This is a genomic window from Streptomyces paromomycinus (assembly GCF_003865155.1).
GTDB lineage: Bacteria > Actinomycetota > Actinomycetes > Streptomycetales > Streptomycetaceae > Streptomyces > Streptomyces chrestomyceticus.
In genome coordinates this window covers 172,171-187,143 of record NZ_BHZD01000001.1, presented here as the reverse complement: position 1 = coordinate 187,143, position 14,973 = coordinate 172,171, and the positions used below count along the sequence as shown (strand labels likewise).

Annotated in this window: 11 protein-coding genes and 3 pseudogenes; 7 read left to right on the top strand and 7 right to left on the bottom strand. The window is 69.7% G+C overall.

All coding sequences use genetic code 11. From position 1 onward, the window contains the following. Positions 1–114 precede the first annotated feature (114 nt). From OEIGOIKO_RS42430 to OEIGOIKO_RS44080, 3 genes and pseudogenes are all read left to right on the top strand, one after another. Positions 115–404 (top strand): annotated as a pseudogene (locus tag OEIGOIKO_RS42430) (acyl-CoA-like ligand-binding transcription factor); the annotation flags it as partial. A gap of 169 nt (positions 405–573) precedes the next feature. Then, positions 574–1,116, top strand: coding sequence for a hypothetical protein (locus tag OEIGOIKO_RS00705; RefSeq protein ID WP_125050799.1), 543 nt, complete (start codon positions 574–576; stop codon positions 1,114–1,116). A gap of 38 nt (positions 1,117–1,154) precedes the next feature. Then, positions 1,155–1,545: pseudogene (locus OEIGOIKO_RS44080) on the top strand (IS701 family transposase); the annotation flags it as partial. 411 nt (positions 1,546–1,956) lie between these two features. Here OEIGOIKO_RS44080 and OEIGOIKO_RS00695 read toward each other — a convergent pair. The 3 genes from OEIGOIKO_RS00695 to OEIGOIKO_RS00685 form a co-directional block, all read right to left on the bottom strand. Further along, positions 1,957–3,012, bottom strand: a complete 1,056-nt coding sequence (locus OEIGOIKO_RS00695; RefSeq protein ID WP_246177097.1) for a DNA-3-methyladenine glycosylase family protein — start codon at positions 3,010–3,012, stop codon at positions 1,957–1,959. A 389-nt stretch (positions 3,013–3,401) separates the two neighbouring features. Beyond that, entirely contained in the window at positions 3,402–4,046 is a 645-nt protein-coding gene (locus OEIGOIKO_RS00690) for a DNA alkylation repair protein (protein WP_125058366.1), read from the bottom strand. A 233-nt stretch (positions 4,047–4,279) separates the two neighbouring features. Beyond that, positions 4,280–5,278 carry an NmrA/HSCARG family protein gene (locus OEIGOIKO_RS00685; protein ID WP_125050797.1) on the bottom strand — a complete coding sequence of 333 codons (999 nt, stop codon included), beginning with the start codon at positions 5,276–5,278 and terminating at the stop codon, positions 4,280–4,282. A gap of 103 nt (positions 5,279–5,381) precedes the next feature. Here OEIGOIKO_RS00685 and OEIGOIKO_RS00680 point away from each other — a divergent pair, with 103 nt between their 5' ends. Further along, complete coding sequence (locus OEIGOIKO_RS00680) at positions 5,382–5,936, top strand: TetR/AcrR family transcriptional regulator (RefSeq protein WP_125050795.1); 555 nt, start codon at positions 5,382–5,384, stop codon at positions 5,934–5,936. A 332-nt stretch (positions 5,937–6,268) separates the two neighbouring features. Here the strand turns inward: OEIGOIKO_RS00680 and OEIGOIKO_RS00675 are convergent, their stop codons facing one another. Next, positions 6,269–7,717 carry an FAD-dependent oxidoreductase gene (locus OEIGOIKO_RS00675; protein WP_125050793.1) on the bottom strand — a complete coding sequence of 483 codons (1,449 nt, stop codon included), beginning with the start codon at positions 7,715–7,717 and terminating at the stop codon, positions 6,269–6,271. 586 nt (positions 7,718–8,303) lie between these two features. On the opposite strand from OEIGOIKO_RS00675, the gene OEIGOIKO_RS00670 reads away from it, so the two are divergent. Together OEIGOIKO_RS00670 and OEIGOIKO_RS00665 are read left to right on the top strand one after the other, a co-directional pair. Next, a complete protein-coding gene (locus OEIGOIKO_RS00670; RefSeq protein WP_125050791.1) occupies positions 8,304–8,744 on the top strand; it encodes a hypothetical protein in 441 nt (146 codons plus the stop codon). A gap of 235 nt (positions 8,745–8,979) precedes the next feature. Then, complete coding sequence (locus tag OEIGOIKO_RS00665) at positions 8,980–9,741, top strand: DeoR/GlpR family DNA-binding transcription regulator (protein WP_125050788.1); 762 nt, start codon at positions 8,980–8,982, stop codon at positions 9,739–9,741. A gap of 104 nt (positions 9,742–9,845) precedes the next feature. Here the strand turns inward: OEIGOIKO_RS00665 and OEIGOIKO_RS00660 are convergent, their stop codons facing one another. The 3 genes and pseudogenes from OEIGOIKO_RS00660 to OEIGOIKO_RS00650 form a co-directional block, all read right to left on the bottom strand. Beyond that, a complete protein-coding gene (locus tag OEIGOIKO_RS00660) occupies positions 9,846–10,421 on the bottom strand; it encodes a sigma-70 family RNA polymerase sigma factor (protein WP_371858869.1) in 576 nt (191 codons plus the stop codon). 409 nt (positions 10,422–10,830) lie between these two features. After that, positions 10,831–11,598, bottom strand: a pseudogene (locus tag OEIGOIKO_RS00655) (SMI1/KNR4 family protein); the annotation flags it as partial. 652 nt (positions 11,599–12,250) lie between these two features. Beyond that, on the bottom strand, positions 12,251–13,357 hold the full coding sequence (locus OEIGOIKO_RS00650; RefSeq protein ID WP_125050782.1) for a serine hydrolase domain-containing protein: 1,107 nt from the start codon (positions 13,355–13,357) through the stop codon (positions 12,251–12,253). 915 nt (positions 13,358–14,272) lie between these two features. Between OEIGOIKO_RS00650 and OEIGOIKO_RS00645 the strand changes: the two genes are divergently transcribed. Next, the gene (locus tag OEIGOIKO_RS00645; RefSeq protein ID WP_246177932.1) at positions 14,273–14,971 is read left to right on the top strand and encodes a response regulator; all 699 of its coding nucleotides are present in this window, start codon (positions 14,273–14,275) and stop codon (positions 14,969–14,971) included. The last annotated feature ends 2 nt before the right edge of the window (positions 14,972–14,973 follow it).

The window sequence follows — 14,973 nt, the reverse complement described above, 5'->3', positions numbered from 1 at the left end:
GCAGGGCCCCAGACGGCGGATCATGATGGCTCCGGTCGTCAATCAGGACGATTCCCAAGAGCCCCGGAAGATTCCTCAGCCGACCATGGCATCGGTGCCCTCGGCAGCACCGCCCACTCCGACCGGGCCCAGCGCGTGGTTCAGCTGATCCTGCGCGCTCCCGTCCTGCGCGCACGCTTCCTGGAGCGCCAGGACTGGTGGCGCGGCGACCTGGCGGCAGAGCTGGCGCAGCGTTTGGGGCTCGCTCCGGACGCCGTGCTGTATCCGCCGCTGGCCGCCGGACTGGCACTCACCGCCTTCGACGCTGTACTGCAACGGTGGAGCGCGGCAGCGACGCCGGGGAGGATCCCACCGGATTGGCCGACCGGGCCTTCGCCACCATCGCCCCGGCCCTGGACACTGTTGAAACTGCCCCCCGGGCTTCCAGGCTGCCTGAGCCGCTTGGTTGGCCGAACACCGCGGGCAGTGGCTACGCCCCCTGCTGGACGCGACGTCCCCCGCCGACAGGTAACCAGCACCCGGCCACGTCCTTGTGGGTGATACGGCAAGAAGCCGACCTACCGAAAGGCCGCCATGAGCATCGGAACGCCACTGGTTGCCACGACCCTCACGAAAAAGCTGCAGATCACCGTGGGCGTGTGCTCCGTCGTCTTCACCATCGGCACCACTGTGCACAACTTCGTCATCATCGACAACGAGCTGGTGGAGATGATGATGAGGATCAGTGGGAGCGCCGATCCCACGGCCGCCGCTCCCGGTTTCACCCTGTGGCTCCGTATCATCGGCTGCCTCTACATTCTCGGCAACGCGGCGGGAATCCTGGCCCTGCGCAGCCGGTCGCGTGTCCTGTGGTGGACCGTTTTCGCCGTCAACTGCACGCAGGGGCTTGGGTTCTGGGCAGTTCCGCCTTCGATGTGGAATGCCGCCACGGACCTGTACGGCACCTGGGGGACTGTCCCGAGCCTGGTGACGGACGGTGGCGCGCTTCTCCTCACCGTACTCATGGTTCTCACCATGGTGAAGTACCGAGCCGTCTGGGCGCAGCAACGCGCGCTCCCGACGGGCGCTCTGCAGGTGCCGGACTCGTCGAGCGCAACGCAAGGCAGGTGGCGATGAGCTGTCGAACCACTGTGGCTGCCGCCCCGATGCGGCGGCGGGCCCCGGCCAACTACTACACGGAAACCTCTTGCAGGGACGGGGCGAAGGGACCGCGGGCCTACGACCGGGCCGCAGCCAAGCTGCCCGCCATCGACGCTGCGGATTTCGCCCACTGCCCGCTGGGTGCTGGCCCGCCGCAGCCTGGCGCGTCCCGAGGAGATCGCCTACTACCTCGCCTTTGCGCCGGCGCGCGGCCGTCGCCGAACTGGTGAGAGTGGCCGGTGCCCGTTGGGCCGTTGAGGAGTGCTTCCAGGCTGCGAAGAACGAATGTACGAGGTCCGCTGCCATGTCGACTGGTACCGCCACGTCACTTTGGCTATGGTCGCGCATTGCTTCCTGGCAGCGATGACCGCTCACGCACTCGTAAAGGGGCCCGAAAAAGCGGTGTGAGCAGCCTCGTTCCCCTCACCTTGGCAGAAATCCGGCGACTCTTGGACCTTGCCCGTCCCTGTCCGACCCGGCGCCGGCAACCCACACGTCGACTCCAGTGGTCCTACTGGCGCCGACGTCACCAGGCCGTCGCCCGCCCGCGGCTACCACTACCAGCACCGCACCCAGCCCGATCGGGTACGTCGCGAACCACCGCGCCCTGGTGGCACGTCAGCTCGCTAGACTCCAAAGGGCCCCTGTGACCGGGTAATGGGTCCCTGTGGCCAGGTGAAATGAAGAAGCACGACTGGAGTACCAGGGCGTCAGGGTGGTCCGCGGGTGGGTTTGATTCCCAGAGCTGGCCGTTGCCGGCCGAGCAGCAGCTGTGGAAGTAGTAGTCCGGGCCGGTTGTGCGCGGGCCGCCCAGTCTCACTGCCCGAGCACCAGCTGTGAAGCGGACCGAAAGTGGCTGTCGTTCCGCTCATCGAGATGGCGAACGCCCGGTGGAACGGTGGGACTTGAGCGCTGGTGGGGCGCGACGCTCCGCGGGATCGCTTCCCCGAGCCGGACGCGAAGCAGGAAGGCTGCCCAACTGCGGTACGGCTTCCACCGGTCGGCAATCTTGGACAGTTGGGTGACATCGGCGGCTGCCGCTGCGGAGAGCCCGTATGCGGCGGCGATGGCTTGGTGGACCCGTGGTTCGTGGCGGGGGAAGACGTCGGGGTGTCCGGCTCCCCGGATGAGGACGAGTTCGGCGGAGAAGGGACCGATGCCTGGCAGGGCGCGTAGTTCGGCGAGGGCGTAGTCGGCAGGCAGGCTGCGCAGACGGGTTGCGTCGAGTTGCCCGTCGAGGGCTGCTTCGGCCAGCGCGTGCAGCCGTTGAACCTTGAGGCTGGTCAGGCCAGGCAGGTGGGGGAGGGTGCGCAGGACGGTGGGTGTGGGGAAGGCGTGCAGGACTTGGCCTGAGACGTGAATGCGATGTCCGTATTCGCGGGCGATACGGGCCTTGATGGCGGCTGCCTGGGTCTTGCGGACCCGGTTTCCGATGATGGCCCAGGCGGCAGCTTCGTAGGGCGAGTGGAAGCACACCGGGCGCAGTCCCGGGTAGCGCGCCATGAGCCCGGCCATCACGGGGTCCGTGCCAAGAGCCGGGAATCCGGAGCCGTCGACGTCGAGGGAGAGGATCCGGGCGAGTTGGGCCCGCCCGGCCTTGTCGATCGCGGGCCCAGCGGTGACCGGCTTCTCCGGGCCGGGAGTGCCGGGGTGGACCGTGAGTTCGGCCTGCACCGTGCCCGGGACGCCGGCTGCTCCCCTCTCCTGACGCACCGTGGCCGCGAGCACGGATGTCGCGTCGTCAGCAGGGAAGGCCAGGCGGAGGAGGTCGTCCGGCGCGTGGTTGTAGCTCGCGGGCGTGAAACTCATCAGGAACCGCACGCTGGAGGCGAGTGAGAAGGGCCCGGCGGGGGTGAGGGAGACGGTCGGCATGATCAGCCTCCGTGTGCGGTGCGTGCGGAGCTTTCGGGGATCTCGAAGGGAAGCTTCGGCATGGCGTTACTCGCTCCTTTGATGTCAGGCGTCTGACATGGGTCACGCTAGGTGCGCACCGTCGGCATGTCAAAGGCCTGACACGGGGAGCTTGGGTGCTGGGCTTCATGGTCAGGCGCGGTCTCCGGGTGCGGCAGACGGTGCACAAGACCTGCCATGTTGCTTGCGCCGCGCGGCCGGGGGTGGGGGCAGAGGTCCGCCTCTCCGTCCTGGCCTGCGCGACTGTCGGCGAGGCATATTGCTGCCGCTTCGCCGGTAGTGGCGCAGTGGCGGTGTTTGTCAACGATCGACAGCGGCCTCATGGCGTACAGGGGAGGCCGGACGCCTTCCTACGTACCCTGCTTGCGGCGCACCATCTCGGTGATCCAGGCGGGCGCGAACGGCGACGTGCAGCCTGGCGAAGTCGGATAGTCCTTGAGTACCTGGAGGCGCTCGCCGATGTCGATGGCGCGGGTGCGGTGTTCGGCGTGCTCGATGCCGATCTGGGCCAGGCATTGGTTCATCGCCCACTGCAGGCGATCGGGAGCGTCCTTCATCTCCGCCTCGATGGTGTCGAGCAGCCTCGCGAGGTCGAGGCCCTCTGGCTTCTTCGCCACGCGTTCGGTGGTCAGCGCCCAGCCGGCGCTCGCGACCGCAGGATCAGGGTCGGTGGACCAGGTCAGGCGCAGCTCTTCCGCGTACGGATTCTTCTTCACCACGTAATTCACGAGCCAGTCGTGCACCTTGGGCGTGCACGCTGAGCGCAACATGACGTCCAGCTCGTCACGGCCGAACGCCTTCGGCCGGCAGATCAGGGTGGCCAGCAGCCTTGCCGCGGTGTCGCCCGTCTCCCAGAGTCGGCACGCCAGTTCCTGCTGCGTCTTGAGCCGCTTGGCGAGTGCGCGCAGTTTGCCGAGGTTCACACCGTGATCGTCGCCGTGCCTTTCGTTCACGGCGCGCGTCTTGGGGTCTTCGAGCGCGGCCAGCTCGGCCATCACCTCGGCCAACACCGTCTCGGCCACTTCAGCCTCCTGCCCTTTCCTTCACGCGCGGGATTTCAGCCGCGGGTCATCAGCCTACGGCGGGAACGGAGCCGTGCTGTGCAACTGTATGAGCGTTTCAGTGACGCGCCCGGAATGGTGCTGACACAGAGCCGAGACGGGACTGGAGGACTTTACTGGTACGTCGGTGAAATTTCGAGGCTGTTGGCGACAGCCGAGCTTCTTGGTCAACTCCTGTGCGCGCGAGTGCTTAGGGTCTCCTGTTCGGTGGCGCCGGCGGTTCCGTCAGATTCTGTGAACGGCCAGGCGGTGGGTCGCATGTGGTCCTGTGCCCATTCCTCGAAGCTGGTGAGGGGAATGCCGAGATCCCTCGCGTACTGCGGGCGAGCCGGCTGGCCGGCCACGTTCAGCCACTCGTGGCCGGCGCCCATTGCGGGCATCCCGGCGGCGACGGCCTCCTCCTCGGTCATTTTCGGCGCGGACAGTTGCGTTCCCGTAGCGCGGGAGAGGACCTCGGCGATCTCCGTCATCGACAGGTAGTCGCTCGCCAACTCCAGTTCGACGGAGTCGAATCGCTCTGGCGCGATGATGGCCGCGACGGCCGCCTTGCCGATGTCGTCCACTGCGGCCAGAGACAGCCGGGTCTCCGGGTTCAGTACGCTCACCAGGCCGCCCGCTATGCCGCGCGGAAACAGGAAGCCCATGGACGGGAGAAAGTTCTCCATGAAAAAGCCCGGCTTGAGCAGCGTCCAGTGGGGGAATCCGGCCGCGCGGACCCGATCCTGGATCGCGCTCTTGGCGTTCAGGGTGGGTTCCATCGAAGCCCAGCGGCCTTCGGCCCAGCCGGGAGTTTTGGTGTGCTGGCCGGCGCCACTGACGGAGGTGTGCACGAACTGCGGCACGCCGGCGGCTTTCGCGCCCTCGATGAGGTTGACGCCCTGGGTCACCTCCCCTTCGAAGTCGAAGCCTTCCGCGCTGATGCCGGGCATCTGCACGGAGAAGACGGCGCGGGCGCCCTCTGTGGCCCGGAGCACGGAGTCACGGTCGTGCAGGTCGCCGGTGACCAGCTCGACGCCCTGCGCTTCGACGGCCTTGGCCCGGTCGGTGGACGGGTCGCGCACCAGGGCGCGGACGGGAATGCCTGCCGCGAGCAGTGCGCGGGCGGTGGCTCCCCCCTGCCTGCCGGTGGCGCCGGTGACCAGGACGGGTGCGGAATGTATGGACATGGCACTTCCTCGTGCTGCTCGTCGAGTAAACGGCGGGGCCCGCCGTTTATGCTCCGCTACGATACGACGGGGCCCGCCACTTATCAATCCTGAAGGAGATGCCATGCCGGAGCGCCAGCGTGCGGACGCCCGACGCAACTACACGCGCATCCTCGCCGTGGCCGAGGAGGAGGTCGCTGCTCACGGTGCGGACGCCTCCCTGGAACAGATCGCCCGGACCGCGGGGGTCGGCTCGGCAACCGTGCGCCGTCATTTCCCCACGCGTCGCGCGCTGTTGGAGGCAGTCTCCCGGCAGCGGATCGAGGCTCTGTGTGCCCGCGCCCATGAGCTGACCGGCAAGGGAGGCGGTCGGGACGCGCTGTTGGAATGGCTCGATGACCTCGTCACCTACTCCGTCTCCGCCCGGGGGCTGGCGGCGGCGCTGGCCTATGACGGCTCGGTGTACGAGAACAGCTGCTCGGCGGCGCTGGAAGAGGCGGCAGGTCCCCTGGTGCGCCGCGCCGCGCAGGACGGCGCACTGGCGGCAGACGTCACCTTCGCCGACCTGGTCACGCTGGTCGTGGGCATCGTCTTCGCCACGGAGCACTACCCTGATCCCACCGTCCAGGCGCACCGGCTGTTCCGGCTGGCCGTGGCGGGACTGAGTCCGCAGAGCTGAGCAGGGCGCACAGTCGGCGGAACCGGTGGCGGACCCGGTGTGCCTTTCGAGCCGTTCGGGCAGCACGCCGTATTGGGAGCGGGCTTTGATGTGGGTGAGAGGAACGAGGCAGGGCGTGTAGACAGATTTAGTCGCGCCCAGGGTTTGCACAGTCGGACCGGGGCGAGTCGGACGGGCCGGTCCGACTCGGGCCGGGCCAGCCCGGTCTGGCTCGGGTTGGGGCGAGACGGATCAGTCGGGCGAGCCCACCGCCGCGGCCATCCCCGGCGCGGAGTCGGCCGGAAGGGCACCAGGCACTCCCGTGCGGCCCGCCCCGTACCGTAGGGAAGACCTCACGAACTGGCGCCGTCATCCGCCGCAGGCCGCCGGGAGCCGGCTGGTGCGACGCGCTGGGCCGGCAGGTGCAACGGAGGGTCGGCGAGGGGTGGTTGCGCGGGCCCCAGCAGGACTCTGGCGGCCACATCCGGCCGTAACAAGCGTTGCAGTGGGGCGGACAGGGTCATCACGTCGAGCAGGGCCCGGGTGACGGCCGGGTCGCCGGTGGCGGTTTTCAGCAGTCGGTCGGTGTAGCCGCGCAGCAGCCGGGTGGCTGCGGGGGGCTGGGGGCCGATGGCGCCGGGGTAGCGGATGTCCTGGCCGGTGGCCATGGCCCAGGGTGCCTGGGTCAGGCGTCCCGCGGTGCGCTGCAGGCGCCTGGCCAGGTCCGGGGCGGTCAGGCTGTACCGGTTCAGCGCGTCGCGCAGGGCGGCGGCTTCCTGGGCGGCGACCGACATGCCCTGGCCGTAGAGGGGGTTGTAGGTGGCGACGGCGTCACCGAGCACGACGAAGCCGCGAGGCCAGGTACGCAACAGGTCGAAGCGGCGGCGCCGGTTGACGGTGCTGCGGGAGAGACGGACGTCGGTCAGTGGCTCCGCGTCGGCGATGAGGTCAGCCACGATGGGATGCCGGACGTTGCGGGCGAACGGCAGAAAGGCACTGGCTTCTCTGCTGGGCTGCCCACCGCGGGTGCCGGACAGGGTCACCAGCCAGCGTGCGCCTTCGATCGGAACGAGCGTCGCCGTCTGGCCGGGGGCGGGGACCCGCGCGTCGGACTGGACGTTGACGACGGGCCAGTGCGCTGTCCCGGCGGGAGCCTGGAAGATCCGGGTGGCGTAGGCCAGTCCGGAGTCCACGTGCTCCTCCGGTACGGCCGGCAGGCCGAGCGCGGCCAGCCAGGCGGCCGCTGCGGAGCCGCGGCCGGTGGTATCGATCACCAGGTCGGCGTCGAGTCGGCGGACGGTCCCGGCGGTGTTGTCGCGTACGTGGACCCCGGTGACCTGGTCGGCGCTGCCGGACAGCCCGACGGGTTCGCTGCCGGACAGTACGCGGATCCTGGGGTGGGCCAGGACTTGCTGGCGTACGCACCAGTCGAGCAGGTCGCGCGAACAGGCAATCAAGTACTGCATTTCGGGCCACCGGCGTAGCCAGCCCGCCGCCGTAAGAGACACCAGCCCGGTGGGCAGTGGAATACGGCGCGCGCCCGCCGCCAGCCACCGCTTCGTGATGCCCGGCAGCAGGCTTTCGATGGTGCGGGCGCCGCCGGACCACAGCAGGTGGGCATGCTGGGCTTGGGGCAGGCCCTTGCGAGGGGCGGGGGCGTCAGGCAGCAGGTCGCGTTCGACGATCTGAACCTCGGCATGAGAGGACAGGACTGCCGCGGCCAACATGCCGGTGAGGCCGCCGCCGAGCACCACGGCGGTGGGGGAGTGGGCGCCGAAGGCGCGCGGGACTCGACGGTTCATCACAGGCGGCACTCCCCGAGCGGTAGGCGGACAGGCGTGACCATCGTTGCATGAAGATGGTCACGGGCAGAGGCTCGGTCAGCGCGCGAACGGTAATGGTACGGCGGGCGGACGGGCCACCACCGAGAACACGCTCGCCGACAAGGCAGGCCGGGCCCGACAGCGGAAGCACGACGGATGAGAGACGCACTCGGTCCTCGCCGCGTCCGGGGGAGAGACCGGGCGGGTAGAATGCAAAGAATGCGTCAAGTGCGCAGGGTGTGCCGGGAAGTCTGGTCGGCGTTCGCAGGGGCAGTATGCCCATTCGTCGATGGTGCCCGGAGGTTTTGCTCCCGTGTCTTCCGTTCCGTGTTCCCGGCCTCTGCGCCTTGGCCTGTTGCCTCTGCCGGAACGGCAGGTGGTGGCGGTCACCTCACAGCACAGCCCATGCCGAGGTGACTGATGCTTTCTCGATGGTGGTACGCCCTGATCAGCGCCGTCTGCCTGTTGGGTTTCCTCTTCGCTGCCGGCACAGCGGACTGGGCCGATGAGAACAAGATCGGTTGGCTGTCCTCCGGCTGCGTCGCCTTCGGGGGCTGCCTGTTGGGTGTCGGTCTCGTCTTCGCCGGGCGAGCCCTCCTGCCCGGACGGCTCCGGCGAGCGATGTTCCGCGTCCCGCCTCCAGAAGGACGCCACCGCCGACCAGGGCCACGGCGATGAACCTGCCGAGGCCCGGCTGCCGGGCCTGTTCACCAGGGATGGCGTCGCCCGGGCGGCAGCGAGCGGCGTGACATCGGCGTTCGCCGGCTCAACGCGTGGTGCCTGCCGCAACGTCAGCTCCGCGGAGCCGACCATCAGCACCGTCATCCCTATATCTACGAAGGCCAGCAAGAACGCGCTGTTGCGCCGGGCAGTGACCGCCAACACCGTCTTTGCCGACCGGGAACACCTCGTCCGGGCCGTCCGCAGCGGCATGCGGAGAATCCAGCGCAACCCGGCCCTCATCGACGGATGCCTTGCTGGCACCGGCCTCCCACCCACGACGTGACACACCCCGACAACCCATCGGAAAGATCAGTAGGTCGAGGAGGCCCGGACGGGATCGGGCGCGTGTGACCACGAGGCTGGTGTGCCGGGCTTGGCCGGTTGGTCTGAACGGCGGTAAGAAGGGGTATCGAGGACCGTGCGGACGTGACGAACGGAGATCGCTGGACGGCGGTTGGTCAGCCGGGGTGAATGATGTCCGCCGTGTTGCCGGCATCCGGATCGGGGGTGGGTGCGCAGTGGAGGCCGAGGAGCGTCGGCGGCGCATCGTGGAGGCCGCTCGCCAGGGGGGATCGGTGGATGTCGGCAAACTCGCCGCGGAGCTGGGGGCGGCCAAGGAGACCGTACGGCGGGATCTGCGCGTGCTGGAGGAACACGGTCTGGTGCGGCGTACGCACGGGGGCGCGTACCCGGTGGAAAGCGCGGGTTACGAGTCCACCCTGGCGTTCCGGACCACCATGCACCTGCCGGAGAAGACGCGGATCGCCAAGGCCGCTGCGGCGCTGTGCGGCGATGCGGAGAGCGTCTTCATCGACGAGGGGTACACGCCACAGCTCATCGCTGCGGCGCTGCCTGCCGACCGGCCGCTCACCGCGATCACGGCCTCCTTGGCCACCGCGGCGTTGCTGGCAGCCAGGGACCACGTCACGGTGGTGCTCCTGGGCGGCCGGGTGCGGGGTGGCACCGTCGCCACGGCTGACCACTGGACGTCGGGCATGCTGTCCGAATTCGTCGTCGACCTGGCGTACATCGGCGCCAACGGCATCTCCCGGGAGTACGGTCTCACCACCCCTGACCCGGCGGTCAGTCAGGTCAAGCAGCAGGCGGTACGGGCATCCCGACGCCGGATCTTCTCGGGTGTGTACACCAAGTTCGGCGCGGTGAGCCTGTGCCGCTTCGCCGAGGCGGCGGACTTCGAGGCCATCGTCACCGACACCCGGCTGCCGCAGAGTGAGGCACACCGGTATGCGTTGCTGGGCCCGCATGTCCTGCGCGTCTGATGACGGCGGTCGGGGTGGCGTACGGCGGCGGTGCACGGTAGCGGAGCCGTGATGCGGCCGGCCGGCCGGGCGAGGCAACAGTGGTGGCATGGGGGCAGTAGTGGTCAAGCCGCGGTCAGACCGCGGCTGTTGAGTCCCTCGCGCAGCGCACGCGTCGCGTGGTACATACGTGACTTGACCGTGCCCGGCGGCACCCCCAGCAGCTTCGCTGTCTGGGGGAGACTGCGGCCCATGTAGTACACGTGAACCAGGACCTCGCGGTGGCACGGTGCCAGTTCCCGCATGGCTGCGACCACCACCTGCCGGGTCAGGGTGCGGTCGACTCCGTCGGGTACGGACGAAGGAGGAATATCGGCGGCATCGGCTTCCAGAGGCCGGGCCTTGCGCGAGCGGTGGACGTCGATGACCAGGTTGCGGACGACGGTGAACAGCCATGGACGCAGCGCATTCGTGGTGGGATCGAGGTCGTCGGCGCGTTGCCAGGCACGGAACGCCACCTCCTGCACGATGTCCTCCGCACGGTGCCAGTCGCCGTCCAGCAGCCGGGCCGCGAAGCCCAGCAAGACCGACCCGTGACGCTCGTACAGGGCTCCGAGGAACCCGTCTGCCTGCTGTGCCGAACGGCCCGGTGCGGTACGGGAATGCATGGCGCGCCCGGCCGGCGTCGGCGATGTCTCCACGTTGCTTCTCCTCATGAGCGGTTCTGAGCTGGGGCGTTTGCCCTGGGCGCGAGGCGAACGCGCCACTCATGACGTTGTATCGCCGGGAGAGGCCGACAGTGGAGCCCGTGTGGGCGGACAGCGCGCCCGAGTCCGAGAGGCTTCCCCCGCCCGTTCGGTGCGCTGACCTGCCAGGCTGCGGCCCGGCTGCGGGTGCCGGTGCCCGGTGCGCCCGGCTGGGTGTCCGCTGCGCCCGTTCCGGTGCCCGCATGCTGCCCGGGGGGATCAGGCACCCAGGTTCCGGGGCCGTCGGGCCGGACAGTGTACGTGCCTGCGTCAGAAGGTGTCAGAAGGTGTCAGAAGGCGGCGGGAGGCGTCAGTGGGGCAGCGGGGCAGGGGCGGTATGAAAGGGCTGCGGAAGCTGTGCCTGTCAGTGCTCCGCGTCCCAGTTCATGCTGATCACTGCGTAGGTCTCCCCGTTTTCCGGCGGCCGTGTCCATGAACGGGTGGTGAACGTGTGCAGCCGTCCATGGGTGATCGCGTGGCGTGGCAGGTGGGCACCGAACACGTCGGTCAGGGCCTCCAGCAGCGGCCGTTCCGCGTCGGTGGCCTCCTGCCGGGAGGCGAAGAACCGGTCCGGGTCCAGTGCCCGGGGTATCTGTCCGGTGCGATGTGTCTCGCCATCCGCGTACGTGAAGGCGTACTGCTCCGTGCCGTCCTGCGCTACGGAAAGGTGGAAGAACGGTTGTCCGTCGCGGGTTCTCAGGCCGCTCCACACGACCACCGCGCGGGTGCCCGCGCTGGCGTCCGCTGCCGGGGAGATGAACCGCCGAGGGTCGAATGGCGCGGGGGCACCGTCGAAGGCGAAGCTCCAACGACTGCCGGCCCGGCCGACCGCCATGAGGGCTTTGTCGTCGTAGGACGAGAACTCTCGCTGCCCGTCGGGGGACGAGAACTCCCGCTGCCCGACGAGCGGTCGATGGCGCGCCTCGTGGGCAGTCGTGGGGGCGACCGGCGTTGCCTCGTTCGCGTCCGTGAGGCGTCCGGGCAGGTCCTCCGGCTCCACGGCTTCGACCAGGACGAACCGGTAGGACGTGTGGGTGCCGTGCGCGTCCGGGGCCGCGAGCCATGCCAGGCTGTCCGGGTCGAGGCCGGCCGCCCGGGCCGGTGCCTCACCCGCCTGTCCGCCCCTGGGGGAGCGTGTCGGTGAAGTGGGGGTCGTCGGCCGCCGCGGCTCGCGCTTTCCTTGCCTTCGCCGTCGAGCAGATCGCGGGCCAGGTGGACGGCCCGATTCACGCGGTCGAAGGCGTACTGGAGGCAGCCGAACAGGTTCCGGTCCGAAGCCGTCCGTGCATGGCGCCGCCCGCCGGCGCGGGAAAACTGGAGTAGTGCTTTCCCCAACGCCGGATCTCGGCCTTGGTGTCCTTCCGGGCATGTCCCGCAGTGTTGTGTTCAAATTCGCGGACCCGGTAGTCGTGGGGGTAGGAAAGCTGGTCGAATTCGTCGCAGTGGGCGGGTCCGTCCGACCAGTACGGGCGCTGGTCGGAGGACATGACGGCTTTGCGCAGCAGGGAAAGGAAGTGCGGGGTGAGTTGGGTTTTGAGCGCACTGTCGATGGCTCGATCGTGCCCGGCAGGTCCACAGGTCCATAAGCCACCGCGGCCCCGGACGGGATGGTGGTCCGGGCCCCACCGACGGGCCCCACCGACGGGTCCGGCACGCCAGCGCACCTGCACAGGCCGCAGCAGGCGCACGCTGCGGCCTGTGCAGGGCGGGGCGGTACTCCAGGGGAGCGGTGATGCGCGGCGCAGGGCGCGCCGGGCCGGGCTGGCCGGGCCCGGCGCGCGTGGTCAGGAGCGCAGGGCCGCGATCCCGTCGTAGGCGGCCATCACGACCTCCAGTCCGCGGTTGTCGTCACCGGGCTCGCGCATCTGGTTCGTCACGTACGCCACCACCATGCGGGCGTCGGGCTCGATCATGACCATCGAGCCGCCCCAGCCGCCCCAGCCGTAGGTGCTGCCGAACAAGCCGTAGCCCAGTCCGTAGCGCATCGGCATGCCCAGGACGCGGTCCTCGCCGCGGAACTGCTCCTCCCACGCACGGTCGCAGCCTGCCTGCGACAGCAGCCGCGCACCGCGCACCGTCCCCCCGCAGGCCATCACCGACTGTACGAGAGCGACCGAGCGGGCATTGCCGAATCCGCCCGCCGCGGGAATCTGCGCGCGGCGCCAGGCGACGCTGTTGCCGTCCCGGACGCGGATCCCGGTCCCGGTGGTGGGGGCCGCGGTGGCTCCGGGCGCGCTCGCGAGGTAGTCCTCGTCGTGTGCCGGCGGCGGGACCGCGAGCGCGACCCGGTGGTCGTGCTCGGCGGACAGCCCGATACGGAAGTCCGCGCCGAGCGGACCGGCCACCTCGTCGGCGAAGAACTCGCCCACGCCGCGGCCCGTGATCCGGCGCACCACCTCGCCCACGAGGAAACCCTGGGTCAGCGAGTGGTATCCGGCCGCGGTGCCCGGCTCCCACAGCGGGGCCTGTGCGGCGAGGCGCGCCGTGGCGGACGGCCAGTCGTAGAGCTCTTCGACCGGGCCGTCCCAGTGGGGCAGGCCCGCGGTGTGCGCGAGCAGGTGCCGTACCAGCACCCGGCCCTTGCCCGCCGTGGCGAACTCCGGCCAGTACCGGGCCACCGGCGCGTCCAGATCGAGCTGACCGCGGTCGGCCAGGACGAGGGCGCACAGTGCCGTCATCGTCTTGGTGACGGACCATACGCCGGTGATCGTGTCGCGCTGCCACCGGATCGTGCGGTCCGCGTCGGCGAATCCGCCCCAGACATCCACCACCGGCTCGCCGGCCACGAAAACCGCCACCGAACCGCCCGCGTCCCCGGCGTCCAGCAACGTGGCCAGTACGCCAGGCACCGCGGTGAACAGATCGTCGTAGGAACCCTGAATCTCGGCCATATGTGAAACTAGCCCCCGCCATACCGCGCCGGTCAACCTGATTTCCGGCGCTGCGCCGCGCCAGGCGCGTATGCCGAGTCATGATGTCGAGCACCGTCCTGTTGCCTGAGAACGCAGCAGTTCCATGCGGCGCGTTGGCGGTAGACGGGCACGACCGTAACCCTTGCCGTGGCCAGTCTCGCCCGCCGAATTCGGTGGTGGCTGTACCAGGTGTCACTGGAATGGCCAATTGCGCACCGGACTGGACGACAACGACGGGTGAATCGAATTCCCGGGCGCCGGGATCGACGTGTTCCAGCGTGCCGGGGAGCGGCAGTGGGGAACCGTCGTAGCCGCCAAGGCGGAACTGAACGACCTGGTCACCGTCCGGGCCGAGGTGAAAGAACACCGGGCCGGCCGTCGGCTTGCGGCTGAGTACGGCTGCGAGGCGCCCGGCGGGAAGGGAGGCCACACAAGGCCTGGCGCGACATTTGTACGGACCGTCACCCGGCCGTGAATCGGTCCGCGCCCCGTACCAGTGACTTCACATGACATTCACACCGTGGGCCCGAAGCGCGCCACGGTCAGACCCGCGAAGCCGTGTGGCGGCCGTTTAGCCGTGTCACGCGGGGAACCCGTGAGACACAGTGGGAAAGGCCCCCGTGGACCGGCAGCCGCACCAACGCGGCCGTACCAGCGGTACGTCACCACCGACGCCGGGTCCGGACAGTGCAGGGAAAGGCAGCGTCCGCCATGCCAGAGATCACCAGCGCCGTGCACCACAGTGCGGCCCAACGGCGTGCTGCGGCTGCCCCGGCCCCCGCGCCCCACACGGTGTCGATCCCTGTCCCTTCCCCGTCCCCGGAGCTCTCCGCACCCGCGGCGGTCCGTACCGGGGCGGCCCCGGGCCCGGAGCGCGGCGGGCCGGTCACCGTCCTGCTGGTCGACGACCGGGTGGAGAACCTGCTGGCCCTGGAGGCCGTCCTCGCACCCCTGGGCTACGACCTGGTGCGCGCCACCTCCGGCGAGCAGGCCCTCAAGGCCCTGCTCGTCAGGGAGTTCGCGTTGATACTGCTGGACGTGCAGATGCCGCACATGGACGGTTTCGAGACCGCGGCCCACATCAAGCGCCGCGCCCGTACCCGCCACGTACCCATCATCTTCCTGACGGCCGCGAGCCACGGCCCGTACCACACCTTCCGCGGCTACGCGGCCGGCGCGTCCGACTACATGGTCAAGCCGTTCGACCCGTGGGCACTGCGCGCCAAGGTCAACGTCTTCGTCGACCTGTACCGCGTCAACCGGCGTCTGCACGACCAGCGGGCCCTGCTGCAGGCCGAAGGTCTGCTGAAGGCCGGAGACCCGAGCCGCAGCGGCGGGCGGACGGCTGCGAGGCCAGAGGCGGCGAGTCCGGTGCTGGCCGAGCTGGACGCCCGGTTGCAGACCGTCGAGGACAGCGCCCGCGATCTGTTCGCCCAACTGCCCTCGCCACGCGCCCCGGCCGGTGCGCAGGCCACAGCCGCGGCCCTGGCCGAACAGCTCATCCGGCTGCGCCAGCACATCGACCTCCTGCTGGACGGTCAGGCCCTCCCCGGGGAGCGACGTCCGGGTGGTCCGGGGACGCACATGTCGTGACC